16 protein-coding genes and 1 rRNA gene are annotated in these 26,624 nt (G+C 73.7%); 14 read left to right on the top strand and 3 right to left on the bottom strand.

What is annotated here, in order from left to right; genetic code table 11:
- Both rrf and ACZ55U_RS15640 read left to right on the top strand, forming a co-directional pair.
- Positions 1-105, top strand: a 5S ribosomal RNA gene (rrf, locus tag ACZ55U_RS15635); the annotation flags it as partial.
- Positions 106-164: 59 nt separating this feature from the next.
- Positions 165-1,010 carry a phosphatase PAP2 family protein gene (locus ACZ55U_RS15640; RefSeq protein WP_465526532.1) on the top strand — a complete coding sequence of 282 codons (846 nt, stop codon included), beginning with the start codon at positions 165-167 and terminating at the stop codon, positions 1,008-1,010.
- A 78-nt stretch (positions 1,011-1,088) separates the two neighbouring features.
- On the opposite strand, the gene ACZ55U_RS15645 is transcribed toward ACZ55U_RS15640, so the two are convergent.
- Complete coding sequence (locus tag ACZ55U_RS15645) at positions 1,089-1,652, bottom strand: GPR1/FUN34/YaaH family transporter (RefSeq protein WP_465526534.1); 564 nt, start codon at positions 1,650-1,652, stop codon at positions 1,089-1,091.
- Between the two features lie 312 nt (positions 1,653-1,964).
- On the bottom strand, positions 1,965-4,526 hold the full coding sequence (locus tag ACZ55U_RS15650; protein ID WP_465526536.1) for a SpoIIE family protein phosphatase: 2,562 nt from the start codon (positions 4,524-4,526) through the stop codon (positions 1,965-1,967).
- Positions 4,527-5,101: 575 nt separating this feature from the next.
- Between ACZ55U_RS15650 and ACZ55U_RS15655 the strand changes: the two genes are divergently transcribed.
- The 9 genes from ACZ55U_RS15655 (at position 5,102) to ACZ55U_RS15695 (ending at position 18,273) form a co-directional block, all read left to right on the top strand.
- A complete protein-coding gene (locus ACZ55U_RS15655) occupies positions 5,102-9,610 on the top strand; it encodes a HAMP domain-containing protein (protein WP_465526697.1) in 4,509 nt (1,502 codons plus the stop codon).
- Positions 9,611-9,904: 294 nt separating this feature from the next.
- Entirely contained in the window at positions 9,905-10,543 is a 639-nt protein-coding gene (locus ACZ55U_RS15660; RefSeq protein ID WP_465526699.1) for a response regulator, read from the top strand.
- Between the two features lie 144 nt (positions 10,544-10,687).
- Positions 10,688-13,375, top strand: coding sequence for an FtsK/SpoIIIE family DNA translocase (locus ACZ55U_RS15665; RefSeq protein WP_465526538.1), 2,688 nt, complete (start codon positions 10,688-10,690; stop codon positions 13,373-13,375).
- 283 nt (positions 13,376-13,658) lie between these two features.
- Positions 13,659-14,522, top strand: coding sequence for a helix-turn-helix domain-containing protein (locus tag ACZ55U_RS15670; protein ID WP_465526539.1), 864 nt, complete (start codon positions 13,659-13,661; stop codon positions 14,520-14,522).
- Positions 14,523-14,618: 96 nt separating this feature from the next.
- Entirely contained in the window at positions 14,619-16,109 is a 1,491-nt protein-coding gene (gene rimO, locus ACZ55U_RS15675; protein ID WP_465526541.1) for a 30S ribosomal protein S12 methylthiotransferase RimO, read from the top strand.
- Positions 16,106-16,744 (top strand): CDP-diacylglycerol--glycerol-3-phosphate 3-phosphatidyltransferase, encoded by a 639-nt coding sequence (gene pgsA / locus ACZ55U_RS15680; protein WP_465526543.1) that lies wholly within the window; start codon positions 16,106-16,108, stop codon positions 16,742-16,744. Before rimO ends, pgsA begins: the two co-directional genes overlap by 4 nt.
- 16 nt (positions 16,745-16,760) lie before the next feature.
- Positions 16,761-17,243: a CinA family protein gene (locus ACZ55U_RS15685; protein WP_465526545.1), complete on the top strand. Its 483-nt coding sequence runs from the start codon at positions 16,761-16,763 to the stop codon at positions 17,241-17,243.
- Positions 17,244-17,549: 306 nt separating this feature from the next.
- The gene (locus ACZ55U_RS15690; protein WP_049660741.1) at positions 17,550-17,918 is read left to right on the top strand and encodes a helix-turn-helix domain-containing protein; all 369 of its coding nucleotides are present in this window, start codon (positions 17,550-17,552) and stop codon (positions 17,916-17,918) included.
- Positions 17,919-17,973: 55 nt separating this feature from the next.
- The gene (locus ACZ55U_RS15695) at positions 17,974-18,273 is read left to right on the top strand and encodes a hypothetical protein (protein ID WP_465526547.1); all 300 of its coding nucleotides are present in this window, start codon (positions 17,974-17,976) and stop codon (positions 18,271-18,273) included.
- 145 nt (positions 18,274-18,418) lie between these two features.
- Here the strand turns inward: ACZ55U_RS15695 and ACZ55U_RS15700 are convergent, their stop codons facing one another.
- Positions 18,419-23,203, bottom strand: coding sequence for an ATP-dependent helicase (locus tag ACZ55U_RS15700; protein ID WP_465526549.1), 4,785 nt, complete (start codon positions 23,201-23,203; stop codon positions 18,419-18,421).
- 197 nt (positions 23,204-23,400) lie between these two features.
- Between ACZ55U_RS15700 and ACZ55U_RS15705 the strand changes: the two genes are divergently transcribed.
- The 3 genes from ACZ55U_RS15705 (at position 23,401) to ACZ55U_RS15715 (ending at position 26,496) form a co-directional block, all read left to right on the top strand.
- The gene (locus ACZ55U_RS15705) at positions 23,401-24,927 is read left to right on the top strand and encodes a S8 family serine peptidase (RefSeq protein WP_465526551.1); all 1,527 of its coding nucleotides are present in this window, start codon (positions 23,401-23,403) and stop codon (positions 24,925-24,927) included.
- Positions 24,928-25,025: 98 nt separating this feature from the next.
- On the top strand, positions 25,026-25,220 hold the full coding sequence (locus tag ACZ55U_RS15710; protein ID WP_465526553.1) for a DUF3046 domain-containing protein: 195 nt from the start codon (positions 25,026-25,028) through the stop codon (positions 25,218-25,220).
- A gap of 37 nt (positions 25,221-25,257) precedes the next feature.
- On the top strand, positions 25,258-26,496 hold the full coding sequence (locus tag ACZ55U_RS15715; protein ID WP_465526555.1) for an AI-2E family transporter: 1,239 nt from the start codon (positions 25,258-25,260) through the stop codon (positions 26,494-26,496).
- Positions 26,497-26,624: the final 128 nt, after the last annotated feature.

Below are 26,624 nucleotides of genomic sequence, written 5' to 3' on the forward strand. Positions count from 1 at the left end.
AGCGTGAGGGAAACGCCCGGTTACATTCCGAACCCGGAAGCTAAGCCTTTCAGCGCCGATGGTACTGCAGGGGGGACCCTGTGGGAGAGTAGGACGCCGCCGAACAATTATTCCGAAAAGCCCCTTCCCGTCCGGGAAGGGGCTTTTTGCGTTACCCTCTGCCAATGCAGAATCTGACCCTGACCTGGCAGTCCGCCGGGGCCGCCGCGATAGGTCTCCACGCGGGCGCGTACGCCGCGGTGAAGGGCCGGAAGCCGGCGCTGTCGGCGCTGTTGCGGGAGGCCGGCACGCTGCTGGCGCTGTTCGCGCTCTGGCAGCTGGTCGGGCACCTCTCGGTGATGAGTACGGACCACGCGCTGGACCGTGCGAGCTGGATCCACCACACCGAGCAGGTGGTCGGACTCCCGGACGAGGCCTCCTGGCAGAAGGCGGTCACGCCGTACCCGGTGCTGGTGAGGCTGGCGAACTACTACTACGCGGTCATGCACTTCGCCGTGATGATCGGCGTGCTGCTCTGGGTGTTCCTGCGGCACCGGGAGCGGTACGCGTGGGTGCGCAACACCGTGGTGATCACGACCGCCGTCTGTCTGATGGTGCAGTTCATCCCGGTGGCGCCGCCGCGGATGCTGCCGGAGAACGGCTTCGTCGACGTGGCCGCGGAGTACGGACAGTCGGTGTACGGCGGCGCGGTCGGCGGTGTGGTGGTGGCGGACCAGCTGTCGGCGATGCCCTCGGTGCACGTCGCCTGGTGCGTTCTGGCGGCGGTCGCGGTGATCCGGGTGTCACGGAGTTCGCTGCGTTGGGTGATGGTGCTGCATCCGGTGTTGACGGTCGCCGTGGTGGTGGTGACGGCCAACCACTTCTGGCTGGACGGCATCGTGGCCGTGGCGATCCTGCTCCTCGCCTACGCCGTCCTGGCGCTGGCGGCACGCCGACGGGGCCGGGCCGCCGCCGAGACGGAGGACCGGCCCCGGAGCGCCGCCGACGAGCCGCTGGAGCAGGTCGGTTGAGTCGAGGTGGCCGAGGTGGGCCGAGGTTGAGCCGAAGGCCCGGCTGGAACCGGGCCAGGGCTGAGCCCGGCCCTCCGGTCACTTCACCGGCAGGGTGACCTTCCCCCAGGCGCCGTTGCTCAGCGCCGAGGTGGCCCAGTACCAGGCGGCGAGCCCGGAGAGGGCCGCGATCCAGCCGGCGGCCTTGGCCAGCCCGCCGTACCCGCCGAAGGTGGCGACGGCGGAGAGCACCAGGGAGAGGGTCAGCAGGCCGTAGACGGCGCGGCTGAGCAGGCCCGCGCCCCAGCCGGCCGCGGTGAGGGTCAGGGCGAGCAGGGCCCACAGCAGCAGGAACAGACCGGCCGCGTTCCTGCCCGCCGCGCCGGCCGAGGCCCAGGTGACCCAGAACGCGCCGAGACTGGCGAAGGCGGTTCCGGTGAAGCCCTCGCCGACGCGCAGCTGCCAGAGGCCCGCGACGAAGAGGGTGATGCCGCCGAGTACGTGGGCGAGACGGGCCGCGTCCCCGGCTCCGGCGCCGTGCAGGACGCCGGTGGAGAGCAGGCCGTAGGCGAGCAGGGTGAGACCGAGCGCGAGGTGGCCGAGGTTTCTCGCGTCGGCTCCGGTGGGACGGGCGTTGGTTGCCCCGGTAGCGTCGTTGCTCACCGGAGGCTCCTTTCACTCTGGGCGCGCGCAGGGCGCGGTGACGCGGTGGTGTCGTCGTGGCGAGTGGAGATGAGCGGAGACGGGTGGACGCGCGCGACCGCGCCGAGGGCGCACGGCTGTGAGCGTGCGCGGGCTGCGGGCGTCAGTGAGGGGCCATCGGCGAGTGATGGGCCGACGGGGAACCGCTGGTCAGGCTCCCGCCGGGAGGTTTCCCGGTGGGAACGGTCTACCCCGCTCGGTTCGCTTGTACCGTTGTGAATATAACAATTTGTGACTGCGCCGGTACGGCCTGAGGCGTGAGCGTCGGAGTGCTCACGCCTGGCGCTGGGCGGGCACCCGCAGGGTCAGGATCGCCATGTCGTCCGACGGCGGCTCGGGGGCGAAACGTTCGACCGCGCGCTGGACCCTCGCCGCGACCGCGCCGGCGGTCAGACCGGTGCAGCCGGTGAGCACCTCGGCGAGGCCGTCGTCGCCCAGCATCCGCCGGCCCTCCCGGCGTTCGGTGACCCCGTCGGTGACGCAGAGGAGCACCTCGCCCGGGGCGAGCACCAGGGTCTCGGCCGTGAGGTCGAGGTCGTCCATCACGCCGAGCAGCGGCTGCGGGGTGGCGGCGCGGTCGACCTGGCCGTCGGTGCGCAGCCGCAGCGGCAGCGGGTGCCCGGCGCAGACCAGGGAGAGCTCGGTGCTGCCGTCCGGTCGCGGCGTCAGCTCGCCGTAGAGCAGGGTGAGGAAGCGGCTGCGCGAACCCTCGTCCAGGATGGCCGCGTTGAGCCGGCGCAGCACCTGCGGGGCGTCCAGGCCCTCCCGGGCGAGCAGCCGCAGCGAGTGCCGGGCCAGGCCGGTGACCGAGGCGGCCTCGGGGCCGGTGCCGCAGACGTCGCCGATGGCGAAGCCGTAGGTGCCCTCCCGGATGGGGAACAGGTCGTAGAAGTCGCCGCCGACCTCGTTGCCCTCGCCGGCCGCCTGGTAGAAGACGTCGACCTCGACGCCGGGGATCTCCGGCAGGTCCGGCGGGAGCAGGCTGCGCTGGAGGGCCTGGCTGGTGGCGGTGCGCTCGGAGTAGAGGCGGGAGTTGTCCAGGGCGAGGGCGGCCCGGCGGGAGAGGTCCTCGGCGAGTTCGAGGATCTCCTGGCGGAACCGGACGCCGGCCGGGACGCCGAGCGCCAGCAGGCCGATGACCCGGTTGCGGGCGGTCAGCGCCAGCACGACGGTCTCGCCGAGCAGGCCGGCGAGACCGGGGCCGTCGGTGAGGCCGCCGGCCTCGGCGGTCTCGGTGGGGGCCGTCCAGAACCGGACGCCGTGGCTGGGGCCGGCCTCCGGGGCGGGCGTCTTGTCGAGCAGGTCGCGCAGCGGGTCGATCCGGTCCTCGTCCTCGTGCAGCACGAAGGCGAGCCGGGCCGGCGAGGTGTGGTCGGTGGTGGTGTAGACGGCGCACCAGGAGGCGAGGGTGGGGACGGCCATCTGGGCCATCAGCGCGAGGGTCTGTTCGTGTTCGAGGGTGCCGGCCAGCAGGTCGGAGGCCTCGACCAGGAAGGAGAGCGAGCCGCGGCGGAGCTGTTCGAGCTCGGTCAGCCGGGTGCTCTCGACGGCGAGGGCGACCCGGTCGGCGGCGAACTGGAGGCGCAGCGCGTCCTCGTTGTCGTAGCGGCCGGGCGCGGCGGCGGCGATGCCGAGCGAGCCGATCAGCCGGCCCTCGACCTTGAGCGGGACGGTGACCAGGGAGCGCATGCCGCTGTCGGAGAGCAGCGGCAGACCGGTGGGTCTGGCGGTGAGGTCCTCGTGGACGGAGGGCAGCCGGGCCGAGTCGTAGCGGTTGCCGGTCTCGACCGGGAAGCGGGAGTGCCGGCGGTGTCCGGCGGTGAGGCCGGTGGCGGCGCGGACCTCGAACTCGGTCTCGTCGTCGGTGGTGAGCAGCAGGTACGCGGCGTCGCCGTCGAGCAGGTCGCGGGCGCGTTCGACGGTGCGCTGGAGGAGCGTGTCGAGGTCGTCGGTGGGGACCGGGCCGGCCAGCAGGTCGAGCCGGGGACCGGGCGGGTCGGGGCGCTCGCCGGGCAGGGCGCGGGCGGGGGAGCGCAGCACCGCGCGGTCGGCTTCGAGGACGAGCAGACAGAGGGTGGAGGGGACGCCCTCGGTGTCGCGCAGCCGGACCTGGAGGCCGTACACCTCGATCTCGTGGCCGTCCCGGCGGCGGACGCCGTAGCCGCCCTCCCAGCGGGCCATCCGCAGGGTGTCGGTCAGACCGAGGCCGCGGGCGGGGGACTTGGGCCAGACCGCGAGGTCCGCCCAGGGGCGGCCGAGGACGGCGGCGGCGGGGTACTCGAAGAGCGCCTCGGCGTCCGGGTTCCAGGCCAGTACCCGGCCGTCCTCGTCGAGTTGGACGACGGCGACGCGCACCGGGCCGGGGCCGCTGGGCAGGTCGCTGCCGGGAGTGGCGGGAACGGCGTAGCGGGTGCCGAGCACGTGTGCGGGCAGCGCGAGGCGGAACCAGACGGTCTTGCGGCCGGCCCCGTACTCGACGCCCCACCGCTCGGCGAGGGCGGAGCACATCAGCAGACCGCGCCCGCCCTCGCCGTCGGGGTCGGCGTAGCGGTCGGAGTCGGTGACCGGAACGCCGCCGAGGGAGGGCAGGCCGCGTTCGGGGTGGTGGTCGGTCACCTCGATCCGGACGGTTTGCTCCTCGCGCAGGCAGCTGACCTCCGCGTCGGTACCGGCGTGCACGACGGCGTTGGTGACGAGCTCGCTGACCAGGACGACCGCGTCGTCGACGACCTCGGGCAGGCCCCAGCCGAGCAGCGCGTCCCGGACGAAGCCCCGGGCGGCGGCCGCGGACCGGCCGTCGGGTCCGAAGGTGGCGGCTGCGCGCGCGGTGACCACGTTGCCACTTCTCCTCTACTGCTCTTGCCCTGGCTTCCGGGGGGTGCGGCGCCGACTCCCCGCGCGCGCCGTCGGGGTGAGCGGCGGCGCTGGGTCGGGTCGTGGCCCGGTGCAGCGCTCCACCCTACTTTCCGGTTGGTTCCCCGTGGGGGCGGGGAGTCGAAACAGGCACCAGAGGGTGATTCTGCCCACCTGTTTCGGACGGTGAGGTACGAACCGCGCGCAACCGGCCGTGCACCCGGCGCAGGTGCTGCCAGACTGGGGGGTCCGCGACGGCCGGTGGGAGCAGTACGGTCGTGTGGGTGCCGGAGTGCCACAGGCCGCCGGTACGCAGCCCAGCCGGGCCGGTTCCCGGGTGCGTGCCGCAATCCGGCACGGACGGTCACCGGACAGTTCACGATCGTGGGAGGGGTCCGTTGAGTTCGGCCACCAAGGACGCAACCGGTACGACGCCGCCCGCCGCGCGCGGCGGCCGCCCCGGGGCCGTGCCGCGGAACGCGGCCGGCCGGCGGGCGAGCCACAACCGTGGCGCCGAGCCCGCCGAACTGCGCAAGCTGCTGTCGGCGTTGACCGCGATGCGGGACGGCAACTTCCGCCGCCGGCTGACCGTCCCGGGGGACGGGCCGCTGGCCGAGATCGCCGCGGTGTTCAACGAGGTCGCCGAGCGCAACCAGCACCTGACGGGTGAACTGGCGCGGGTGCGGCGGGCGGTGGGCCGCGAGGGCCGTCTGAACGAGCGGCTGGAGACCGGCGCGGGCGAGGGCGCCTGGATGGCGGCGGTCGACAACTGCAACGCGCTGATCGACGACCTGGCCCGCCCGATGGCCGAGGTGGGCCGGGTGCTGACCTCGATCGCCGAGGGCGACCTGGCCCAGAAGATGGAGCTGCGCTCGCTGCACAGCAACGGGGTGAGCCACCCGCTGCGCGGCGAGTACCTGAAGATCGGGCGCACCGTGAACGGGCTGGTGGACCAGCTCTCCGAGTTCACCGACGAGGTGACCAGGGTGGCCCGCGAGGTGGGCACCGAGGGCAAGCTCGGCGGGCAGGCCAAGGTCCGCAGCGTCTCCGGCAGTTGGAAGGACCTGGCGGACTCGGTCAACACCATGGCGGGCCGGCTGACCGCCCAGGTGCGCAACATCGCCCAGGTGACCACGGCGGTGGCCAAGGGCGACCTGTCCCGGAAGGTCACCGTCGAGGTGGCCGGCGAGATGCTGGAGCTGAAGAACACCGTCAACACGATGGTGGACCAGCTGAACGGCTTCGCCGCCCAGGTCACGACGGTGGCCAGGGACGTGGGGACGGAGGGCCGGCTCGGCGGCCAGGCCCAGGTGCCGGGCGTGGCCGGGGTCTGGCGGGACCTGACCGACTCGGTGAACTTCATGGCCGACAACCTGACCGGCCAGGTGCGCAACATCGCCCAGGTGACCACGGCGGTGGCCCGGGGGGACCTCTCGCAGAAGATCGAGGTGGACGCGCGCGGCGAGATGCTGGAGCTGAAGAACACCATCAACACGATGGTCGACCAGCTCTCCGGCTTCGCCGAGCAGGTGACCAGGGTGGCCCGGCAGGTGGGCACCGAGGGGCGGCTCGGCGGTCAGGCGCAGGTGCCCTGGGCGGCCGGTGTCTGGCGGGACCTGACCGACAACGTCAACTTCATGGCGAACAACCTCACCGATCAGGTGCGCAACATCGCCCAGGTGACGACCGCGGTCGCCAAGGGCGACCTGTCGCAGAAGATCCAGGTCGACGCGCGCGGGGAGATCCTGGAGCTGAAGAACACCATCAACACGATGGTGGACCAGCTGGGTGCCTTCGCGGACGAGGTCACCAGGGTCGCCCGGGACGTCGGCACCGAGGGCATCCTCGGCGGCCAGGCCAGCGTGCCCGGGGTCTCCGGGACGTGGAAGGACCTGACCAACAGCGTCAACCTGATGGCCAACAACCTGACCAGTCAGGTCCGCAACATCGCCGAGGTGACCACGGCGGTGGCACGCGGCGACGTCTCCAAGAAGATCACCGTTGACGCCCGGGGCGAGATCCTGGAGCTGGTCACCACCGTCAACACCATGGTCGACCAGCTGTCGGCCTTCGCCGACGAGGTGACCAGGGTGGCCCGCGAGGTGGGCACCGAGGGCATCCTGGGCGGTCAGGCGCGGGTGCGCGGGGTGTCGGGCATCTGGAAGGACCTGACCGACAACGTCAACTTCATGGCGTCGAACCTGACCGGACAGGTGCGCAACATCGCCGAGGTCGCCGGCGCGGTGGCTCGGGGCGACCTCTCCAAGAAGATCTCCATCGACGCGCAGGGCGAGGTGGCGGCGCTCGCCGCGACCCTGAACACCATGGTCGACCAGCTCTCCTCCTTCGCGGTGGAGGTCACCCGGGTGGCCCGCGAGGTGGGCACCGACGGCACCCTCGGCGGCCAGGCGAGCGTGCCCGGGGTGGCCGGCATCTGGAAGGACCTGACCGACAACGTCAACCAGATGGCCAACAACCTCACCGGTCAGGTGCGGAACATCGCCCTGGTGATCACCGCGGTCGCCCGCGGCGACCTCTCGCAGAAGATCGACGTCGACGCGCGCGGCGAGATCCTCCAGCTCAAGACCAACATCAACACCATGGTCGACCAGCTCTCGGCCTTCGCCGACGAGGTCACCCGCGTCGCCCGCGAGGTGGGCACCGACGGGCGGCTCGGCGGCCAGGCCCGGGTGCCGGGCGTGGACGGCACCTGGCAGGACCTCACCGAGTCGGTGAACGAGCTGGCCAACAACCTGACCCGGCAGGTGCGCGCGATCGCCCAGGTCGCCACCGCGGTCACCAGGGGCGACCTGAGCCTGCGGATCGACGTGGACGCCGCGGGGGAGCTCGACGAGCTCAAGGACAACATCAACCAGATGATCGCCAACCTGCGCGAGACCACCCGCACCAACCAGGAGCAGGACTGGCTCAAGACCAACCTGGCCCGGATCTCCGGCCTGCTCCAGGGCCGCCGGGACCTGGAGGCGGTCGCCTCGCTGATCATGACCGAGCTGACCCCGGTGGTCTCCGCCCAGCACGGCGCCTTCTTCCTCGCCCAGCCGGCCGGGCGCACCGCCGAACTGATCACCGAGGACGACGACGAGAACGACACCGTGCTGCGCCTGATCGGCAGCTACGGCTACCAGCGGCGGGCGATGCCCACCACCTTCCGCCCCGGGGAGTCGCTGATCGGCCAGGCCGCGGTGGAGAAGCGGCCGATCATCCTCAAGGAGGCGCCGCCCGGGTACCTGAAGATCGCCTCCGGGCTCGGCGAGGCCTCCCCGGCCCACATCGTGGTGCTGCCGGTGCTGTTCGAGGGCCGGCTGCTCGGCGTGATCGAGCTGGCCACCTTCAGCTCCTTCACCACCGTCGCGCTGGACTTCCTGAACCAGATCGCCGACCTGATCGGCGTCACCGTCAACACCATCAGCGTCAACACCAAGACCGAGGGCCTGCTGCTGGAGTCCCAGCGGCTGACCGCCGAACTCTCCATGCGGTCCGCCGAGTTGGAGGCGCGCCAGGAGGAACTGGAGCGCACCAACGAGGAGTTGCAGGAGAAGGCCGAGCAACTCGCCCAGCAGAACCGTGACATCGAGATCAAGAACGGCGAGATCGAGGAGGCCAGGCAGGTCCTGGAGGAGCGCGCCGAGCAGCTCGCCCTGGCCTCCCGGTACAAGAGCGAGTTCCTCGCCAACATGTCGCACGAGCTGCGCACCCCGCTCAACTCGCTGCTGATCCTGGCCAAACTGCTCTCCGACAACAACGAGGGCAACCTCTCGCCCAAGCAGGTCGAGTTCGCCGACACCATCCACGGCGCCGGCTCCGACCTGCTCCAGCTGATCAACGACATCCTCGACCTGTCCAAGGTCGAGGCCGGCAAGATGGACGTCCGCCCGGCCCGGATCGCCCTGGTCCAGCTGGTCGACTACGTGGAGGCCACCTTCCAGCCGGTCGCGCTGGACAAGAACCTGGACTTCGCCGTCCGGGTCTCGCCCGCCCTGCCGGTCACCCTGCACACCGACGAGCAGCGGCTCCAGCAGGTGCTGCGCAACCTGATCTCCAACGCGGTGAAGTTCACCGACACCGGAGCCGTCGACTTCTCGATCCACCCGGCCGGCCCGGAGACCCCGCAGCACGTGCGCGAGCGGCTGCTGGAGTCCGGCTCCATCCAGGGCCCGGACGACGAGCTGATCGCCTTCGCGGTCTCCGACACCGGCATCGGCATCCCGGACAACAAGCTGCGGGAGATCTTCGAGGCCTTCAAGCAGGCCGACGGCACGACCAGCCGCAAGTACGGCGGCACCGGCCTCGGCCTGTCCATCAGCCGCGAGATCGCCCGGCTGCTCGGCGGCGAGATCCACGCCGAGAGCGAGCTGGGCAAGGGCTCCACGTTCACGCTCTACCTGCCGCTGCGCACCGAGGCCCCGGAGGCCGCCGGCGAGCCGCGCCAGGCCTCGCAGAACGGCCTGGCGCCGCGCGCCACGGTCGGGGTGACCCCGGTGGGCCTGCCGGTGCCGGTCGGCGAGAACCCGGCCGACCACTGGGCCCAGGAGGTCCGGGAACTGGCCGAGGAGCGCCGCCGCGGCGCCGTGGAGCGCCGGCGCAACGCCGCCCTGGAGAGCGCCGCCGAGCCGCGGGCGGTGGAGCCCGCCCCGCCGCGCCCGGCAGCCGGCGGACGGCGCTTCGACGGCCAGCAGGTGCTGATCGTCGACGACGACGTCCGCAACGTGTTCGCCCTCACCAGCGTGCTGGAGCAGCACGGCCTGACCGTCCTGTACGCGGAGAACGGCCGCGAGGGCATCGAGATGCTGGAGCAGCACGAGAACGTGGCGCTGGTCCTGATGGACATCATGATGCCGGAGATGGACGGCTACGCGACCACCGAGGCGATCCGCCGGATGCCCCAGTACGCCGGCCTGCCAATCATCGCGCTGACCGCCAAGGCGATGAAGGGCGACCGGGAGAAGTCCCTGGAAGCGGGCGCCACCGACCACATCACCAAGCCGGTGGAGACCGACCACCTGCTGTCGGTGATGAACGAGTGGCTGAACGGCGACCGCGCGTGACGGCGTCGGCGGGTGTGAATCCCGGGCCGGGCCCCGGGATTCACACCTGCCGGGCGGCCGGTTTGCTGGCGGACGGGCCCGGGAACCCGGTAGGGTCACCGATCGTTGCGAACAGTGACCGGACGGCGACTCGCTGGTGAGCGCGCGCCGGAGCACTGACTGCGCGCCGCTCCGGACCGGGTCACGACGGAGCGATGTGCCGGGCGAGGGGGTGCGGCTAGCATGACCGGGGTAGCGGTGGGCAGTACGCGGGTGCCTGCACCGAGCGGCAGGCAGGCGACAGGAGGGCGAGCCCTGATGCAGAAGGCCAAGATCCTCCTGGTCGACGACCGGCCGGAGAACCTGCTGGCACTGGAGGCCATCCTCTCGGCCCTGGACCAGACGCTGGTGCGCGCGGCCTCCGGCGAGGAGGCGCTCAAGGCGCTGCTCACCGACGACTTCGCGGTGATCCTGCTGGACGTCCAGATGCCGGGGATGGACGGCTTCGAGACCGCCGCGCACATCAAGCGCCGCGAGCGCACCCGGGACATCCCGATCATCTTCCTGACCGCGATCAACCACGGCCCCCACCACACCTTCCGCGGCTACGCGGCCGGCGCGGTGGACTACATCTCCAAGCCCTTCGACCCGTGGGTGCTGCGCGCCAAGGTCTCCGTCTTCGTCGACCTGTACGCGAAGAACTGCCAGCTGAAGGAGCAGGCCGCGCTGCTGCGCCTGCAACTGGAGGAGGGCGGTGGCGAGCAGGCCCTCGGCGGGGCGCTGCTGGGCGAGCTGTCCGCGCGGCTGGCGGCGGTCGAGGAGCAGGCGGAGGCGCTCGGCAAGCAGCTGGACGGTGTCGAGGACGCCGGGGTGGCCGCCACCGTCGCGCACCTGGAGCGCAAGCTCGTGGGGCTGCGCCGGGCCCTGGACGCGATGCGTCCGGGCAGCTCCTGATCCCCAGCCGGTTCACCCTTCCGGGTGGTTCCGTGAGGCGACCGGGTGAAACCCGGTCAGGGTGACGGTGTGTCTGCGACACGACCCGGCGCCCGGGCTCGGCCGCGTGTGCAGTGGTCGCCCGCCCCGGTAGGCTGCTGACCCATGGCCACTCGCACGCCCGGGAACGCAGCACGTAAGTCGAGTCCGGGACCGTCCAAGAAGGCCGCGGCGAAGGCCCCGGGCAAGCCGCCCGCGAAGAAGGCGGCGGCGAAGAAGGCGGCGGCGAAGAAGGCGGCTCCCGCGAAGAGGACGGCGTCGAAGTCGGCCCCGCCGCCGAAGCCGTCCAGGTCGGTGCTGATGGGCGCGCTCAACGCGCTGGCCAGCCCGATCGCCGCGATCTTCCGGAGCTTCGGCGACGGCGCTAAGAACCTCCACCCGGACCACCGCAAGGACGGCGTGGGCCTGCTGCTGTTCGCGCTCGCGCTGGTGACCGCGGCCGGCACCTGGTTCAGCCCGCAGGGCTGGCTGGGCGAGGGCGCCACCGCGGTGGTGTCCGGGATGTTCGGCCGGCTCGACGTGCTGGTGCCGTTCCTGCTGGCCGCGATCGCCATCCGGCTCTGGCGCCACCCGGAGCTGCCGGAGGCCAACGGCCGGATCGTGATCGGGCTGAGCGCGCTGCTGGTCGGCGTCCTCGGCCTGGTCCACATCGGCTGCGGCGCGCCCATGATGGGCAGCGGCGCCTCCCGGATACGGGCGGCCGGCGGGATCGTCGGCTGGGCCGTGTCCACCCCGATGATGGCCGCCGCCGGGCCGGCCCTCGCCGTGCCGCTGCTCCTGCTGCTGGCCTTCTTCGGCCTGCTGGTGGTCACCGCCACCCCGATCAACCGGATCGGCGAGCGGGTGCGCGGGGTCGGGATACGGCTCGGGGTGGTCGAGCCCGGGCCGGAGGACGAGGAGCGCTGGGGGCGCACGCCGGAGCGCGAGCTGTCCACCGACCCGCCGGAGGACGCCGACCCCGACGCACTGCCGTTCACCGTGGACACCGACGGTGACGACCCGGCCGACGAGGTGGCCGCCCGTCGGCGCCGCCGCCGTCGCCGGCAGTCCGACGAGCCGGACGACGCCGAGCGGATCTCGCTGGACAAGGAGCCGCTGGACCCGTACGCCACCCGCGACCTCGCCGCCGGCGCCGCCGCCGACCTGGACGGCGCGCTGGTCTACGGCGTGCCCGCCTCCTCCGCGGTGGCGGACATGATGCACCAGGTGCAGGACCGCACCGCCCCGCCGGAGGAACCCGCCGTCCCGGCCGCCCGCAGCGGCGGCCCGGGCGCTCCCGAGGAGCACGGCGAGGCGCCGGTGCGGATGGAGCAGCTCCAGCTCGGCGAGGGCGTCACCTACGCGCTGCCCTCGCTCGACCTGCTGGAGCGCGGCGGCCCCGCCAAGGCCCGCAGCGCCCTCAACGACGAGGTGGTCGCCCAGCTCACCGGCACCTTCGCCGAGTTCAAGGTGGACGCCAGGGTCACCGGCTTCACCCGGGGGCCGACGGTCACCCGCTACGAGGTCGAGCTCGGCCCGGCCGTCAAGGTGGAGCGGATCACCGCGCTCGCCAAGAACATCGCGTACGCGGTGGCCAGCCCGGACGTGCGGATCATCAGCCCGATCCCGGGCAAGTCCGCGGTCGGCATCGAGATCCCCAACCGGGACCGCGAGATGGTCAACCTCGGCGACCTGCTGCGCTCGCGCGCGGCCGCCGAGGACGGCCACCCGATGGTCGTCGGCATGGGCAAGGACGTCGAGGGCCACACCGTGATGGCCAACCTCGCCAAGATGCCGCACATCCTGGTGGCCGGCGCCACCGGCGCGGGCAAGTCGTCCTGCATCAACTGTCTGATCACCTCGATCCTGGCCAGGGCCACCCCGGACGAGGTGCGGATGGTGCTGGTCGACCCCAAGCGGGTCGAGCTGACGGCGTACGAGGGCATCCCGCACCTGATCACGCCGATCATCACCAACCCCAAGAAGGCCGCCGAGGCCCTCCAGTGGGTGGTGCGCGAGATGGACATGCGCTACGACGACCTCGCGGCGTTCGGCTTCCGGCACGTGGACGACTTCAACGCGGCGGTGCGGGCCGGCAAGGTCACCCCGCCGCTGGGCAGCGAGCGCGAGCTGACGCCGTACCCGTACCTGCTGGTGATCGTCGACGAGCTGGCCGACCTGATGATGGTCGCGCCGCGCGACGTCGAGGACTCGGTGGTCCGGATCACCCAGCTGGCCCGCGCGGCCGGCATCCACCTGGTGCTCGCCACCCAGCGGCCCTCGGTGGACGTGGTCACCGGCCTGATCAAGGCCAACGTGCCGTCCCGGCTGGCCTTCGCGACCTCCGCGATGGCCGACTCCCGGGTCATCCTGGACCAGCCCGGCGCGGAGAAGCTGATCGGCAAGGGCGACGCGCTCTTCCTGCCGATGGGCGCGAGCAAGCCGATCCGCATGCAGGGCGCCTTCGTCACCGAGGCGGAGATCGCCAAGGTGGTGCAGCACTGCAAGGACCAGCTGACCGCCGTCTACCGGGACGACGTGATGGCCGGGGCCGGGCCGAAGAAGGAGATCGACGAGGAGATCGGCGACGACCTGGACCTGCTGATCCAGGCGGCCGAGCTGGTGGTCTCCACCCAGTTCGGCTCCACCTCGATGCTCCAGCGCAAGCTCCGGGTCGGCTTCGCCAAGGCGGGCCGGCTGATGGACCTGATGGAGTCGCGCGGGATCGTCGGCCCGAGCGAGGGCTCCAAGGCCCGCGACGTGCTGGTGAAGCCGGACGAGCTGGACGGGGTGCTGGTCACCCTGAGGGGCTGATCCGGGGGGCCGTGCGGGGCCCCGGCCGTGTCCTGACCGAGGTGTCACTCGTTCGGAGGAGGGTAGGCGGCGTGCGGGGAACCGAACGTCCGTACGCCGCGTCACACGGCGGAAAGGGAACCCCGGGTTCCCCGCGCGCGGTCCCGCTGACGGCGTGTCAGCCGGGCGCCGGACTCCGGTGGGACCGGGCGCGCGCATTCGGCCCGTTCCGCTTGAGAAACGATCCGCCCACGCCCCTAGACTGTTCCCCAGCAGGTGGCCATCCGCTCGAAAGGCGTGCCCCGTGACCATCGGCAAGTCCCCCGACCACGAGAACGCCCCGTCGTCCGTCGAGCCGACCGACGACGCGGCGCAGGCGGCCGATGCCCCGAGCATCGGCCGGGTGCTGGCCACCGCCCGGATCGACTCGGGGCTCACGGTGGACCAGGTGAGTACCGCCACCCGGGTACGGGTGCCGATCGTCCACGCCATCGAAGCGGACGACTTCGAACGCTGCGGCGGTGACTTCTACGCCCGCGGTCACATCCGCCTGATCGCCCGGGCGGTCGGGCTGGACGGCGAGGCGCTGGTCGCGCGGTACGACGCCGCGCACGGCGGCTCGCCCGCGGCCAGGCGCCCGGCGACCCAGCTGGTCGACAGCGGCCCGATCAAGGTGCCCGGCCGCGGCCGGCCGAACTGGGCGGCCGCCATGGTCGCCGCGATCGTCGCCGTGGTCGCGCTGATCGGCTTCAACCTGGTCAGCGGCAAGGGCGGGCACGGCACCACCGGCTCGGCCAGCGCGCCGCTGCCCAGCGGCTCCGGCACCGGCTCGGTGGCTCCCGCCGCCACGACCGCCGTCCAGCCGCCGGCGCCCGCGCCGAGCGCCGCCGCGATCGCCGCCGTGCCGGCCGACAAGGTCACCGTGAAGCTGGTCGCCGAGGGCACCAGCTGGGTCTCCGCGATGGACGGCAACGGCAAGTCGCTGTTCCAGAACAACATCAGCGACGGCCAGGACCAGACCTTCACCGACCCCAAGCAGATCAAGCTGGTGCTGGGCAACGGCGGGGCCGTGCACGCGTACGTCAACGGGAAGGACCTCGGCCTCCTCGGCAAGGACGGCCAGGTGGTGCACGTCACGTACACCCCCGGAGACCCGCAGGCGGGCTGACCACAGGGGCCGGGCGGCCCGATGATGATCAGCTGATCCGAGGCGCGCGGCCTCCGGGGCGAACGGCACCGGAGCCCGCGCGTTAATCTTGGCCCTATGCCTGAACGCCGTACTGTCGCCCTTGTCACGCTCGGATGCGCCCGCAACGAGGTGGACTCCGAGGAACTCGCCGGGCGACTGGAAGCCGACGGCTGGTCGCTCGTCGACGACGCCGCCGAGGCGGACGTCGCCGTCGTCAACACCTGCGGCTTCGTCGAAGCCGCCAAGAAGGACTCGGTGGACGCCCTGCTGGAGGCCAACGACCTCAAGGGGCACGGCCGCACCCAGGCCGTCGTCGCGGTCGGCTGCATGGCCGAGCGGTACGGCAAGGAGCTTGCCGACGCGCTGCCCGAGGCGGACGGCGTGCTCGGGTTCGACGACTACGCGGACATCTCCGACCGCCTGCAGACCATCCTCTCCGGCGGCCACCACGCCCCGCACATCCCCCGTGACCGCCGCAAGCTGCTGCCGATCAGCCCGGCCGAGCGGCAGGGCGCCGCTGAGGCCGTCGCGCTGCCCGGCCACGGCGCCGAGGCCGCCGCCGAGCCGATCGCCGACCTGCCCGAGGGCCTCGCCCCGGCCTCCGGCCCGCGCACCCTGCGCAAGCGGCTGGACGACAGCCCGGTCGCCTCGGTCAAGCTCGCCTCCGGCTGCGACCGGCGCTGCTCGTTCTGCGCCATCCCGGCCTTCCGCGGCTCCTTCATCTCCCGCCGCCCCTCCGACGTCCTGCACGAGGCCCAGTGGCTGGCCGGGCAGGGCGTGCGCGAGATCGTCCTGGTGAGCGAGAACAACACCTCGTACGGCAAGGACCTCGGCGACATCCGGCTGCTGGAGACGCTGCTCGGCGAGATCGCCTCGATCGAGGGCGTCGAGCGGGTCCGGGTCTCCTACCTCCAGCCGGCCGAGATGCGCCCCGGCCTGATCGACGCGATGACCGGGACCGCCGACGTGGTGCCGTACTTCGACCTGTCCTTCCAGCACTCGGCGCCCGCCGTGCTGCGCCGGATGCGCCGCTTCGGCTCCACCGACCAGTTCCTGGAGCTGCTGGGCACCATCCGCGGCAAGGCCCCGCAGGCCGGCGCCCGGTCCAACTTCATCGTCGGCTTCCCCGGTGAGACCGAGGAGGACTTCGCCGAGCTGGAGCGCTTCGTCACCCACGCCGGGCTGGACGCGATCGGCGTCTTCGGCTACTCGGACGAGGACGGCACCGAGGCCGCGACCTACGACGGCAAGCTCGCCGAGGACGTGATCGCCGACCGGCTGGACCGGCTGAGCCGACTGGCCGAGGAGATGACCGCCCAGCGCGCCGAGCAGCGGATCGGCACCGAGGTCGAGGTGCTGATCGAGTCGGTCGAGGACGGCGTGGTCGAGGGCCGCTCCGCCCACCAGGCCCCCGAGACCGACGGCCTGACCACCCTGCACGGCGTCGAGGACCCGAAGGTCGGCCAGTTCTGGCGGGCCAAGGTCGTGGCCAGCGAGGGCGTCGACCTGATCGCCGAGGCGCTGGAGCAGGTCCGGGTCCGTCAGACCTCGGGGGTCGGGGAATGACCAAGGGGCCCGGCGCCCCGGCCGCGGCCCACCCGGGCAGACCGGTGGCCGCGGCGCCGTCCGCCCCGGGGGTCTGGAACATCGCCAACGTGCTCACGATGGTCCGGGTGCTGCTGGTGCCGGTCTTCGTGGCGCTGCTGTTCGCCGACGGCGGGCACGACCCCAAGTGGCGCTCGGTCGCGTGGGCGTCGTTCGCGATCGCGATGATCACCGACCTGTTCGACGGTGAACTGGCCCGGCGCAAGGGCCTGGTCACCGACTTCGGGAAGATCGCCGACCCGATCGCCGACAAGGCGATCATGGGCTCGGCGCTGATCGGCCTCTCGCTGCTCGGCGACCTGTCCTGGTGGGTCACCGTGGTGATCCTGGCCCGCGAGCTCGGCATCACGCTGATGCGCTTCTGGGTGATCCGCTACGGGGTCATCCCCGCCAGCCGAGGCGGCAAGCTCAAGACGCTGACCCAGGGCACCGCGGTCGGCATGTACGTCCTGCACCTGACCGGCTGGCTGGCCACCGGGCGGGCCGTACTGATGGGGCTGGCGGTGCTGCTGACCGTCGGCACCGCGCTGGACTACATCGGACAGGCGCTGCGACTGCGGCGCGAGGGACAGGCCGCGGCGCACGCGGACCGCTGAGCGACGGGGGAGCAGGGTGGCGGAGCGGGACCACGAACTGGCCGAGCGGGCGCACGCCGAGCTGCGCGCCGAGGGCGGCACGCTGGCCGTCGCGGAGTCGCTGACCGGCGGGCTGCTGGCCGCCGCGCTGGTGGACGTCCCCGGGGCGTCGGCGACCTTCCGGGGCTCGGTCACCGCGTACGCGACCGAGCTGAAGGCCTCGGTGCTCGGGGTGGACGAGGGCCTGCTGGACGTGTACGGACCGGTCCACCCGGTGGTGGCCGGGCAGATGGCCGAGGGCGTGCGCGCGCTGCTGGGAGCCACGTACGGACTGGCGACGACCGGGGTGGCCGGGCCGGACCCGCAGGGCGGGCAGCCGGTGGGCACGGTCCACCTGGCGGTCGCGGGCCCGGGGGGAACTCTGGTCAGTTCGCCCCTGCTGTCCGGCGGTCGTGCCACAATCCGTCACGGGGCGGTGACCGCCGCGCTGGAGCTGCTGATCGGTCGGATCGGGCGCTAGGGGCCCGCCGGGAGGGATCCGGATCCGTCGATCCGGTGCGCGGGCATGGGACAGCTGGAGGATCGTGTTACATCCAACACCCTGGTGGGGCAGAAACCAGGTGGCGAACGAGTTGCGTGACGGTGGCCGGGTGGGCCGCATCGGGTACCACGAGGGGCCCGCGAACCCGGGTAGGACACCGGAAACAGGAGGGGGGCGGCCTTGCAGCCCAGAGTGAACACGACCGGGGTCCCCGCACGCGAAGCGGGCAAGGCGGTACGGTGGGGTCGTGACATCTCGATCCGCAGTCCGAGGAGGGAGGCACCGATGATCCTGCTCCGTCGCCTACTGGGCGATGTGCTGCGTCGGCAGCGCCAGCGCCAGGGCCGCACACTCCGCGAGGTGTCGGCGGCCGCCAGGGTTTCGCTCGGGTACCTCTCCGAGGTCGAGCGGGGACAGAAGGAGGCCTCGTCGGAGCTGCTCTCCGCCATCTGCGACGCACTCGACGTCCGGATGTCCGAGGTCATGCGCGAGGTCAGCGACGAACTGTCGCTCGCCGAACTTGCGGCGATGGCCACCCTCTCCGAAGGTGATCTGCTGAGGCCGGTACTCGAACCGGTTCCGCTGCCCGCCCCCGGCACCGACCGGGCGAACATGTCGCCCAAGGCCGCCGCGATGGACGTGGTCGCCGCCTGATCCCGGCCTCGACTCCCGGGCGCCCCTGCCCGGGGCGAGCGAAGGGAGGGCGGTCGTGCCGACAGACGCGCAGACGCGCCCGATGGCCCGAATACCGGCCCGGGCACGGCTGTTCCTCCGGGCGCGGCGTCCGGTGCGGTGGGCGCTGGCGGCCTCGGCGGCCGGGCTCGCCTGGTGGCTCCTGGTGGTCCGGGGCCAGCTGGCCGACGGTGCCGCGCTGGGGCTGCTCGCGGCCGGCGGCTGGGGGCTCGGCCTCATTCCGGTCCACGCCGACTGGACGGCGACCGGACCGGTCCGGCGCCGACGCGAGGGACCGGCGGGGCCGGTGGAGGCGCAGCCGCCGCCGATCGGGTGATTCGACGGGGCAGGAGGCCGCGGGGTCCTGGACTCCGCGGCCTTCGGCGTTCTCGTGGCCTCCGGTGTTCCCGTACGCCTCCGGTATTTCCGTACGCCGTCGGCGCTCTCGTCGGCCTCCGGCGCGCTCGGGCGGCGCGTCCGGCTCACGGGCGCAGCCGAAGGCCGCGCGGGGTGGCGTGGAAACCGGCCTCCTCCAGGCCCCGGCCGAGGGCCGAGCCGAGAGCGGGCTCGCCGTTGGCGCGTTCGACCGTGACGCTGCCGAGCGCTCCCTCCCGGACGGCGGCGGCGAGCGCCCCCGCCGCCAGCGCCCGGGTGCCCTCGTCCTCCGGCCAGGCCAGCAGGGACTTGCCGCCGCGCTCGACGTACAGCGCCAGCTCGCCGTCCACCAGCACCACCAGGGCGCCCGCCTTGCGGCCAGGGCGGTGGGCGGTCGACTCCTTGCCGCCGGGGGCGGCGGGCGGCTCGGGCCAGGGCAGGGCGGCGCCGTAGGCGTTGGCCGGGTCGGCGGCGGCCAGCACCAGGGCCTGCGGCGGCTCGCCGGTCGGGGCGGCCGGCCACTCGGCCGCCCGGGACCGCTCCAGCCGGCCGTGCACCGAGCGCAGCCGGTCGGCCGCGCCCTCCATGGCGAACTGGGCGCCGCCCAGGCCCTCGACGAAGTAGCCCCGGCGGGCCCGGCCGCGCTCCTCCATCGCGGCGAGCACCCGGTACACCCCGGCGAAGCCGCCGGGCACCCGTTCGGCCGACACCGTGCCCCGGGTGAGCAGGCCGTGCCGGTCCAGCAGGCTCTGCGCCTGGGCCGTGGCCCGGACCGTCGGGTCGGCGGCGAAGGCGGGCAGCAGTGACCAGCGCCCGGCCACCGTCGCCGGACCGCTGCGCAGCGCGCCGCCCACCCGGCCGAAGGGACGCCCGGCACCGCCGTAGCGGCCGCGCGGGGTGGACCGGGGCGCTCGGTGGGCGGTGGCTCCGGCCGTCCTGCCGGAGCCGAGCAGGGCGCGCAGCGGGGCGAGGGTGTCGTTGGTGACGTAACCGGCCCAGACCAGGTCCCAGAGCGCCTCGACGACCTCCGGTTCCGGCGTCTCCTCGGGGAGCTGCTGGACGAGCTGGCGGAAGAACAGGCCGTAGCCGCCGGCCAGCGCGGACATCAGGGCGCTGTGCACCGGGGTGAGTGCGGGCGGGACGGGATCGGGCCGCAGCAGGTGGGCGTTCTCGGCGAGGTGCAGGCTGAGCCAGCCGTCCTTGCCGGGCAGCGCTCCGGCGCCGCACCAGCCGATCTCGCCGGCCGCCGTCAACTCGTCCAGCAGACCGGGGGAGTAGTCGGCGAGCCTGGCCGGGAGGATCAGCTTCTCCAGCGCCGAGGCGGGCAGGGCGGTGCCCTGGAGCTGCTCGACCACCCGGAGCAGGCCGTCCGGGCCGCGCAGCCTGTGGCCGGCCAGGTGCTGCCACTGCGGCAGGAAGGCGGCCAGGGCGCGCGGCGGGACGGGCTCGACCTCCTGGCGCAGGGCGGCCAGCGAGCGGCGGCGCAGCCGGCGGAGCACCTCGGCGTCGCACCACTCGGGGGCGGCGTGCCGCTCGGGGTCGGTGGGGCTCCCGGCGGGCCTGAACTGGCCCTGGACCAGGCGGCCGGCGGCGGTCAGCCGGTGCAGGGTGCCGGTGACCACGGCGGTGCCGAGGCCGTGGCGGGCGGCGGCCTCGGCGGCGGTGAACGGGCCGTGGGTGCGGGCGTGGCGGGCGATCAGGTCGCCCAGCGGGTCCTTGACCGGCTCGGTGAAGGCCTCCGGGACGCCGACCGGCAGCGGGGTGCCGAGCGCGTCGCGCAGCCGTCCGGCGTCCTCGATCGCGGCCCAGCGCTGCTCGCCGGCGATCCGGACCTGGATCACCCGGCGGGCGGCCTCCAGCTCCAGGGCCCAGAGCGGCTCGGCGCCGCGGAGCGTCAACTCGGCCTCGGTCAGCGGGCCGAGCAGGCGCAGGGCGTCGGCGACGCCCTCGGCGTCCTTGATCCGGCGCTCGGGGGTGAGGCGCTGGAGTTCGGCCTCCAGCTCGGTGAGCACCCGGGGGTCGAGCAGCTCGCTCAGCTCGGCCTGGCCGAGGAGTTCGGACAGCAGCCGGGAGTCGAGCGCGAGGGCGGCGGCGCGGCGCTCGGCGAGCGGGGAGTCCCCTTCGTAGAGGAACTGGGCGACGTAGCCGAACAGCAGGGAACGGGCGAAGGGCGAGGGCTCGGGGGTGGTGACCTCGACCAGGCGGACGGCGCGGGACTCCAGATCGCCCATCAGCTCGACCAGGCCGGGGACGTCGAAGACGTCCTGGAGGCACTCCCGGACGGCCTCCAGGACGATCGGGAACGAGCCGTACTCGGAGGCGACTTCGAGCAGTTGGGCGGCGCGCTGGCGCTGCTGCCAGAGCGGGGTGCGACGGCCGGGGTTGCGGCGGGGAAGCAGCAGGGCGCGGCCGGCGCACTCGCGGAAGCGGGAGGCGAACAGGGCGGATCCGCCGACCTGGTCGGTGACCAGCTGCTCGATCTCGCCGGGGTCGAACAGGGCGGCGTCGGCGCCGACCGGGGCCTCGTCCGGACTCCGCTGCTCCGCAGGGCCGCTGAAGTCGAAGTCGAGGGCGAGCAGGTCGGCGTCGGGCAGGCGGAGCACGATGCCGTCGTCGGCGTGCATGACCTGCGGGTCCAGGCCGTGCTTCTCGCGCAGCCGGGCGCCGAGGGCGAGTGCCCAGGGGGCGTGCACCTGGGCGCCGAAGGGGGAGTGGATGACGATCCGCCAGTCGCCGAGCTCGTCCCGGAAGCGCTCGACCACGATGGTGCGGTCGTCCGGGAGGTGGCCGCAGGCGGCGCGCTGTTCGGCGAGGTAGTCGAGCAGGTTGGCGGCGGCCCAGTCGTCCAGGCCAGCCCGTTTGAGCCGCTGGGTGGCCTCCGCGGGCTGGAGGGCGCTCAGCTCGCGGGTGAACGCGCCGAGGGCGCGGCCGAGTTCGAGCGGACGGCCGAGGGTGTCGCCCTTCCAGAAGGGGAGCCGGCCGGGGATGCCGGGGGCAGGGGTGACCAGCACCTTGTCGTGGGTGATCTCCTCGATCCGCCAGGAGGTGGTGCCGAGGGTGAACACGTCGCCGACGCGGGACTCGTAGACCATCTCCTCGTCGAGCTCGCCCACCCGCCGGCCGCCGCCACCCTTCTTGGGGAGCGCCGCGAGCTGCCCCTCCTGTTGCCCGCCGCCTTTCGTCGGCTCCGCTCCGGCGATGAAGACGCCGAACAGGCCGCGGTCGGGGATGGTGCCGCCGGAGGTGACGGCCAGGCGCTGGGCGCCGGGGCGGCCGGTCACCGTGCCGGCCACCCGGTCCCACACCAGGCGGGGGCGCAACTCGGCGAAGGCGTCCGAGGGGTAGCGGCCGGCCAGCATGTCGAGCACCGCGTCGAAGGCGGACTGCGGGAGGGTGGCGAAGGGGGCGGCGCGGCGGACCACGGCGAGCAGTTCGTCCACCGGCCAGGAGTCCAGGGCCGTCATCGCGACCAGCTGCTGGGCGAGCACGTCCAGCGGGTTGCGCGGGATGCGCAGCGCCTCGATCCGGCCGGTCCGCATCCGTTCGGTGACCACGGCGGACTGCACGAGGTCCCCGCGGTACTTGGGGAAGAAGACGCCGGTGGAGACGGCACCGACCTGGTGGCCGGCCCGGCCGACCCGCTGCAGCCCGGAGGCGACCGAGGGCGGGGACTCGACCTGGACGACCAGGTCGACGGCGCCCATGTCGATGCCCAGCTCCAGGCTGGAGGTGGCGACCACGGCGGGCAGCCGGCCGGCCTTCAACTCCTCCTCGACGAGCGAGCGTTGCTCCTTGGAGACGGAGCCGTGGTGGGCCCGGGCGATGACCGGTGGCGCGCCCTTGGCCGCGCCCGAGCCGCCCATCAGCTGGGCCGGGGCGTGGGCCTCGGGGATCGCGGTGCCGGTGGCGCGCTCGTGGGCGATCTCGTTCAGCCGGTTGCACAGCCGTTCGGCCAGGCGGCGGGAGTTGGCGAAGACGATGGTCGAGCGGTGCGCCTCGACCAGGTCGACGATGCGCTCCTCGACGTGCGGCCAGATCGAGGCGCCCCCGGCCTGGCGGCCGGGAGGTGCCCCCAGCCGCTGCGGATCGGTGCCGGCGGCGCCTCCGGCGGCCGGGGCGGCGGGCAGGTCGTCCAGGTCGGGGACGGGGACGACCACCGAGAGGTCGAAGTCCTTGGCCGCGGTGGGCTGGACGACGGCGGCGCCGCGCCGGGGGCTGAGGAAGCGCGCCACCTCCTCGACCGGGCGGACCGTCGCGGACAGGCCGATCCGGCGGGCCGGGCGGTCCAGCAGTTCGTCCAGCCGTTCCAGGCTGAGGGCGAGGTGGGCGCCGCGCTTGGTGCCGGCGACGGCGTGCACCTCGTCCAGGATCACCGTGTCCACGCCGCGCAGGGCCTCCCGGGAGGCGGAGGTGAGCAGCAGGAACAGCGATTCGGGGGTGGTGATCAGGATGTCCGGCGGGTGGGTGGCGAAGCGGCGGCGGTCGGCGGCCGGGGTGTCGCCGGAGCGGATGGCGACCTGGACCTCCGGCTCCGGCAGGCCGAGCCGGACGGCGGCCTGGCGCAGGCCGGCCAGCGGGGCGCGCAGGTTCCGTTCGACGTCCACCGCGAGGGCCTTGAGCGGTGAGACGTAGAGGACCCGGCAGCGGCGTTTGGGCTCGGCCGGGGGCGGGGTGCTGCTGAGCCGGTCGAGGGCGGAGAGGAAGGCGGCCAGCGTCTTGCCGGAGCCGGTGGGGGCGACCACCAGGACGTCCGTGTCCTGCCGGATGGCGCGCCAGGCCTCGGCCTGGGCGGTGGTGGGGGAGGCGAAGGCACCGGTGAACCAGGCCCGGGTGGCCGGGGCGAAGCCGGCCAGGGGGTCGTCGGCGGGCGGGGTGGGGTGCTCGGGCGCCATGCCCCCATGGTGCCGGGTGGGACTGACAAGCGGGACCGGCGGGCGGAGCGGGTGACGGGGAGGGGTGCAAGCCGGGGGGCAGGATCGACATTCCGCTCATATCGTGAGGAACCGGGGCTTGATCCACCGGGAGCCGCCGATCCACCGGGGTCGGCGGCCACCCGTGACCGACCGGACCGGCGAGCGGAGACCGAGCGATGGCGCAGGAGCACCCGTCGGGCAGGCCCGCCCGGCGCCGCCGGTTCCGCGGGCCCGCCCGGGTCCTGCTCGGGATGGCGCTCACGGCGCTGGTGGCGGGCGGCGCCGTTCCGTACGTGTCCGGGCCCGGGCGGGCCTACCTCAGCTACCTGGTGCTGGCCGAGGGGGAGGACGCGGCCGGGGCGGCTCTGGCGGGGACCGCGAGCCGGGCGGCGGGCGGGCAGGTGGTCCAGGAGTACCCGCAGATCGGGGCGGCGCTGGTGTACGCGACCGGTTCGTTCGCCGAGCGGGTGCGGGCCCGGCCCGGGATCGCCGCCGCCGGGGCGACCAGGACGGCGCCGGTGGTCGCGCCGCCACGGGAGGTGGCGGGTGCGGGGGACTTCACGGCGGGCGCCCGGTGGGGCGGGGACGCGGCGGGCGGTGGTCGGGCCGGCCGGGGGAGGGCCGGTGACCGGGCGGACGACGGGACCACGACGGTGCCGGATCCGGGGGAGGGCGGGGCCTGGAACCTCGCGATGCTCGGTGACGCCGCCGCCCGGGCCGGTGACGCCGCCGCCGGGCCGGGGGCCGAGGCCCTGCGCCGGGTGCTGGTCGCGGTGCTGGACTCCGGCGTCGACGACACCCACCCGGACCTGCGCGCCGCCGTCGACCCGAAGGCCTCCGCCTCCTGTGCCGACGGCCGGCCCGACGCCCGTACCGGCGCCTGGCGGCCCGTCCCCGGGGTGGGCGAGAGCGGGCACGGCACCCACGTCGCCGGGATCGTCGGCGCCGCGCGGGACGGCCACGGCGTCACCGGGGTCGCGCCGGGCGTGCGGATCGCCGCCGTCCGGCTGCTGGGGCCGCTCGGGCAGTACTACGCGGAGAACATCGTCTGCGGTCTGCTCTGGGCCGCCGACCACGGTGCGAAGGCGGTCAACAACAGCTACTTCGCCGACCCGTGGAAGTACAACTGCCCCGAGGACCCGGACCAGGCCGCGCTGATCGCCGCCGTCGGCCGGGCCACCGACTACGCCCGGCGCAGGGGTGCGGTGGTGGTGGCCTCGGCGGGCAACGACGGGCAGGACCTCGGCGCCCCGCGGACCGACGACCGCAGCCCCAACGACCGGATCTCGGGGCCGGCCCGCACCCGCTACCTGGGCACCGAGTGCGTGCGCCTGCCCGGCGAGCTGCCCGGGGTGGTGACCGTCACCGCGGTGGGCCGGGACGGGCGCCCGGTCGGCTACTCCAACTACGGGCGCGGACGGGTCTCGCTGGCGGCGCCCGGGGGCGTCCCGGACGGCGGGCCGCAGGGGGCGATCGTCTCCGACTGGCCGGAGGGGCAGTACGCGGCGCTGGCGGGGACCTCGATGGCGGCCGCGCACGTGACCGGGGCGGTGGCGGTGGCGGCGGCGCTGCACCCAGAGCTGGGGTCGGACGGGCTGGCGGCCCTGCTGGCGGCGACGGCGGCGGCCGGGTGCTCTCCCGGGCCGCGCGCGTGCGGGGAGCGGCAGTACTTCGGGGCGGGGCTGCTGGCGCTGCCCCGGTGACGAAGTCCGGGGGCGCCGGGGCGGGGATCGGCCGGCGGCGCCGGGGCGGGCGTGACGGGAGTGGCCGCGGCGCTCCCGGGCCCGGAATACTTGGGGGCATGAGGCTGACGGAGTTCTGGCGACGGATGTACGCGCACTTCGGCGAGGCGTACGCGGAGTCGTTCGCGACCGACCACGTGATGAGCGAGCTGGGCGGGCGGACGGTGCGGCAGGCGCTGGAGGCGGGCTGGGAGGCCAAGGACGTCTGGCGCGTGGTGTGCGACACCCAGGGGATCACCGGCGTGCTGCGCTGACTGCCGGCCTCCGGGCGGCATGGGACAGACTGTTCTGGTGACAAGCAGCGCAGAACGGACGAATGCGGACAGGGCGGTGCCGGAGGCCGACGGCACCGGCGGGGAGCCCGGTGGACGGGCGGGCGGGAGCCCGTGGGGCGGCATGCCGCCCTGGCTGCCGCGGGCGATGGTGCTGTTCCTGGTGCTGGTCGGGGTGTTCCAGCTCGCGGACTGGGCCTTCCGGCAGCTGATCGACCTCTTCGTGATGCTGCTGGTGTCCTTCTTCCTCTCGCTGGCGCTGGAGCCCGCCGTCGACCGGATGGCGGCGCGCGGGGTGCGGCGGGGGATCGGCACCTTCCTGGTGTTCGTGGCGGTCGGGGTCGCCGTGGTGGGCTTCGTCACCGCGCTCGGCACGCTGCTGGTCGACCAGGTGGCGAAGATCGCCGGGGACCTGCCGCACCTGGTCGACAGCCTGATCGGGTGGATCAACCGGACCTTCCACCAGGACCTCTCGCTGGGCGAGTTGCAGAATCGATTGCTCAAGGACTCCGGCGCCATCGAGAGCTACGTCCGGCAGGCGGCCGACAACGTCTGGGGCGTCTCCTCGACCCTGATCGGCGGGCTGTTCCAGGCCTTCACGGTCGGGCTGTTCACCTTCTACTTCACCGCCGAGGGCCCGCGGGTGCGCCGGACGGTCTGTTCGATGCTGCCGCCGGCCAAGCAAGCCGAGGTGCTGCGGGCCTGGGAGATCGCGCTCGCCAAGACCGGCGGCTACCTGTACTCCCGGGCGCTGCTCGCGGTGGTGTCGTCCGCCGCGCACTGGGTGATGTTCGCGCTGCTGGACCTGCCGTACGCGGCGGCGATGGCGGTCTGGGTGGGCGTCGTGTCGCAGTTCGTGCCGACCGTCGGGACGTACCTGGCCGGGGCACTGCCGGTGCTGGTGGCGCTGACGGTGGATCCGGTGGACGCGCTGTGGGTGCTGGGCTTCGTGGTGGTCTACCAGCAGATCGAGAACTACCTGCTCCAGCCGCGGATCACCGCGCGGACGGTGGACGTGCACCCGGCGGTGGCGTTCGGCTCGGTGATCGCCGGGGCGGCGCTGCTCGGGGCGGTGGGCGCGCTGATCGCGATCCCGGCGGCGGCGACGCTCCAGGGCTTCGTGGGGACGTACGTGCGGCGGTACGAGGTGGCCACCGATCCCCGGATCGACCGGGGCGAGCAGCGGCGGGCCCGGCGGGAGCTGCGACGGAAGGCGGCCCGGCGGCTGCGCCGGATGGTGGGCGGGGACGGGGGATGATCCGGGGCGCCGCCCCGGGGTGTCCGCGGGGCGGCGCGGCCGGACGTGCGACGCTTGAATCGAACAGATGTTCTTTGTACTCTCCGGCGAGGAGTTTTCCACAGGCCGAGGCCGGTCGGTCTCGTTTG

It is taken from the genome of Kitasatospora sp. NPDC034533 (assembly GCF_055575155.1).

What these genes read in the sequence shown, in the direction of transcription:
- ACZ55U_RS15640 (WP_465526532.1), top strand. Translation starts at nt 165, where the DNA reads ATGCAGAATCTGACCCTGACCTGGCAGTCCGCCGGGGCCGCCGCGATA.
- ACZ55U_RS15655 (WP_465526697.1), top strand. Translation starts at nt 5,102, where the DNA reads ATGCGGGACGGCAACTTCCGCCGCCGGCTGACCGTCCCGGGGGACGGG.
- ACZ55U_RS15665 (WP_465526538.1), top strand. Translation starts at nt 10,688, where the DNA reads ATGGCCACTCGCACGCCCGGGAACGCAGCACGTAAGTCGAGTCCGGGA.
- rimO (WP_465526541.1), top strand. Translation starts at nt 14,619, where the DNA reads ATGCCTGAACGCCGTACTGTCGCCCTTGTCACGCTCGGATGCGCCCGC.
- pgsA (WP_465526543.1), top strand. Translation starts at nt 16,106, where the DNA reads ATGACCAAGGGGCCCGGCGCCCCGGCCGCGGCCCACCCGGGCAGACCG.
- ACZ55U_RS15690 (WP_049660741.1), top strand. Translation starts at nt 17,550, where the DNA reads ATGATCCTGCTCCGTCGCCTACTGGGCGATGTGCTGCGTCGGCAGCGC.
- ACZ55U_RS15700 (WP_465526549.1), bottom strand. Translation starts at nt 23,203, where the DNA reads ATGGCGCCCGAGCACCCCACCCCGCCCGCCGACGACCCCCTGGCCGGC.
- ACZ55U_RS15705 (WP_465526551.1), top strand. Translation starts at nt 23,401, where the DNA reads ATGGCGCAGGAGCACCCGTCGGGCAGGCCCGCCCGGCGCCGCCGGTTC.
- ACZ55U_RS15710 (WP_465526553.1), top strand. Translation starts at nt 25,026, where the DNA reads ATGAGGCTGACGGAGTTCTGGCGACGGATGTACGCGCACTTCGGCGAG.